This window comes from Microbacterium sp. (assembly GCF_047971895.1).
In the GTDB taxonomy this organism is placed as follows: Bacteria; Actinomycetota; Actinomycetes; order Actinomycetales; family Microbacteriaceae; genus Microbacterium.
The window spans coordinates 1-3,243 of sequence record NZ_JBKEAF010000056.1 but is presented as its reverse complement, the minus strand read 5'-3'; the positions used below and the strand labels follow the sequence as shown (position 1 = coordinate 3,243).

General features: G+C 29.3%; 3 protein-coding genes and 1 pseudogene. 2 read left to right on the top strand and 2 right to left on the bottom strand.

Annotated elements, in window-relative coordinates; genetic code table 11:
* Nucleotides 1–83: 83 nt before the first annotated feature.
* Nucleotides 84–698: pseudogene (locus ACK5IN_RS04760) on the top strand (ACP S-malonyltransferase); the annotation flags it as partial.
* A 50-nt stretch (nt 699–748) separates the two neighbouring features.
* Here the strand turns inward: ACK5IN_RS04760 and ACK5IN_RS04755 are convergent.
* Nucleotides 749–1,618 (bottom strand): ABC transporter permease, encoded by an 870-nt coding sequence (locus ACK5IN_RS04755; RefSeq protein WP_416895064.1) that lies wholly within the window; start codon nt 1,616–1,618, stop codon nt 749–751.
* A 151-nt stretch (nt 1,619–1,769) separates the two neighbouring features.
* Between ACK5IN_RS04755 and ACK5IN_RS04750 the strand changes: the two genes are divergently transcribed.
* The gene (locus tag ACK5IN_RS04750; RefSeq protein ID WP_416895063.1) at nt 1,770–2,504 is read left to right on the top strand and encodes a tyrosine-protein phosphatase; all 735 of its coding nucleotides are present in this window, start codon (nt 1,770–1,772) and stop codon (nt 2,502–2,504) included.
* Nucleotides 2,505–2,819: 315 nt separating this feature from the next.
* On the opposite strand, the gene ACK5IN_RS04745 is transcribed toward ACK5IN_RS04750, so the two are convergent.
* Nucleotides 2,820–3,243, bottom strand: a 424-nt coding sequence (locus ACK5IN_RS04745; protein ID WP_416895062.1) for an SRPBCC family protein, incomplete at its 5' end; no start/stop codon positions are given.

The following is a 3,243-nucleotide window of genomic DNA, read 5'->3' as shown; positions in this document are numbered from 1 at the left end:
TTTTTTTACATTCTGTAATTTTAGCTAAAGTTTTAAATATAAAACCCGAAATGGTTGCCGGTCATTCTTGAGGCGAATTTTCAGCTTTAGTAATTAATGGCACTCTCTCATTTGAAGATGGTTTACAATTAGTTTCTAAAAGAGCTATGGCAATGCAAAAAGCATGTGAAATAACTCCATCAACCATGGCTGCTGTCTTAAATTTAGAAGATACAATAGTCGAAAAAATTTGTGCTTCTATCAATGGAATTGTAGTTGCTGCCAATTATAATTGCCCTGGACAATTAGTTATTTCCGGAGAACTAAAAGCAGTTGAAGAAGCTTGTGAAAAACTAAAAGAAGCCGGAGCTAAACGTGCTTTAATTTTACCCGTTGGAGGCGCCTTCCACTCACCTATGATGGAACCTGCTCAAGAAGAACTAGCAACTGCTATTGAAGCAACTATTTTTAGTCAACCTAACTGCCCTGTATATCAAAATGTAACGGCTACTGCTGTTACTAATCCAAATGAAATTAAACAAAACTTAATAGCTCAGCTAACTGGTGCTGTTAAATGGACGCAGTCTATCAACCAAATGATTACTGATGGAGCTACCAATTTTACAGAAGTTGGTCCTGGAAAAGTTTTAGTTGGATTGGTTAAAAAAATAAATACTGATGTAGAAACTATTTCAGCCTCATTTATTGCTAAAGAATAAAGGGAAAGTTTTGTTTTCTAATTAAACAATAAAAACAAACCTACTAATTACTAAACTGTATCAATAAAACTTTTTTCTGTTCTATTAAAAATAACCAACCCTACTAAAAACACAACTATTGCAGTTATTATTGTGTAAAGCAAACCATAAATAGAAATAGTTCCTTCATTTAGCAAAATATACCGCGCAGTTTCAACTACATAAGCTAAAGGATTATATTCTATAAGCCAACCTATTTGGGGTAATTTTTCTTTTACTAATGCCATCGGATACATTACTGCCGATATATACATAAGTAGCTGAACTCCAAACCCTACTAAAAATGACAAATCACGATATTTAGTAACCATAGAAGATATTATCATACCTAAACCTAAGCCCAAAACTCCCATTATAATAATTAAAAAAGGGAAAAATATTAGTTTATAGTCTAGTGTATTTGACATTCCTTTAATTATATAAAAGATATAAAATCCAATAAAAATTAAAAATTGAATACCTAACTTTATCAAATTAGTAATTACAGTTGCCATAGGCATAATTACTCTAGGAAAATAAACCTTTCCAAAAATTCCAGCATTCTTTTTAAAGGTATCGGAAGTTTCGTTTAAACAAGCTGTAAAATAATTCCAAACAATAATTCCTGCTAAGTTAAATAAAAATGAAGGTGTTTTTCCTGTTTCAATTCCCGCTACATTATTAAAAATTATGGTAAATATAACAGCTGTAAACAAAGGCTGAATAAAATACCACAATGGACCTAATATTGTTTGCTTATAAACAGTAACTATATCGCGTTTAACAAATAACATTAATAAATCTCTATAACGCCAAACTTCTCTTAAATTAAGTGAAAAATTAGAATACTTAGGTTTTATTTCAAACAGCCAATCATTATCAATTGCCTTTTTCTTATTCATTTATTTAGATTTTCATTTTTTCAAATTTAATTTATTTTTTATTTATACACGTAATTTTCAAATCTTTATTGCTTTATAAATATTATGCAATTAAAAAAATAAGTTTCTGGAGTTTATTTTCTTACAAACTATTGTAATTTTGCAAAAAAAAATGTTTTCCTTTTTAAAATCTAAGCCTAAGTTAGCAGACTTAATTCCGTTCAATTATATTGATATCCATTCGCATATTTTACCTGGAATAGACGATGGATCAAAAAACATTGAGTCTACTGAATTTCTTCTAAATAAAATGATTTCACTAGGTTTTTCTAAAATTATTACTACACCACACACCATTACAACTATTTGGGACAATACTAATGAAACTATTCTAGAAGCTCAAGATAAAGTTATTACAGAATTACCTTCTTTAAGCCAACAAGTTCAATTACGAGCAGCTTCTGAATATATGATAGATGAAGGTTTTTTAAAACTATTAAAAAATAAAACCTTATTAACCTTAAAAGATAACTATGTTTTAGTTGAAATGTCATATTTGAATCCGCCAATAAATTTGTACGATATTTTATTTGAATTACAAGTTGCCGGTTACATTCCGGTTTTGGCTCATCCGGAACGTTATAATTTTTACCATCGTGAATTTAAACAATATGAAAAACTAAAAAAAGCTGGTTGTTTATTCCAAATAAATTTACTTTCTACTACCGGATATTATGGAGAATCTGTATGCGTAACAGCCGAAAAACTTTTAAATTTAAATATGATTGATTTTTCCGGATCAGATATTCATCATCAAAATCATATAAAAGCATTTCAAAATAAGTTACAAATAAAAAGTATTACTTCTCTAGAAAAAGCTATGAACGGTAATTCTTTTTTTAAATAGGTAAACTTTAGTGCACAACCAAAAATCTTTTTATTAATTTATGAAGTTAATTTAAAAAAACTAATAATCTAATAGTTATTTTTGTCGCGTACCATAGGTAAAACAAAAAATTACTACTATCGGTTCGCGTGTATGTGTCAGGAGCGGATTTATAAGCCGTAACTTTCAATTTTGCACTGACGTAAGCAAAACCATTTTTTATTTGCTAATTTACACTTTTTAAGCGAATAAAAAATGTTTATAGCGACATAGAAAACCGAAACTTCGATTTAGCACTTCACCCTCTCTTGCACATACACGATGTTGGCAGTAGTGTTATTTTTCAATCCGTTTTTTAAGTTCAGAGTTCATATTTTCAAATCCTTTTTTTGTGTTGTCTAAATTAAAGAACCGAACTAAAACGCATTCAAATTTTTCACTTTGTTTGAAAGTTGTAGTTCCGTTTTTATTGTCAATAAGTTCAAAAGTATGCGTTCCGTCAAAAAGTCCACCGATTATAAATTTCCCTTTCCATTTTAGCTTTTTATTTTCTTCACACTCCAAAACGGTTGGTTTAAATGTCATTTTCGAGGAATTTTCGGGCTGGATAACTACTTCTAGTCTTTCGCCAATTTTTAGTTTTCCTTCAAACTTTTTAATGAACGGATTCCAATTTGGATATTCATTTTGATTGGTTAAAATCTTCCAAATTTTTTCAGGATTTGCGTTTATCGTGATTTCTGTTTTTATTTCCTTTGTC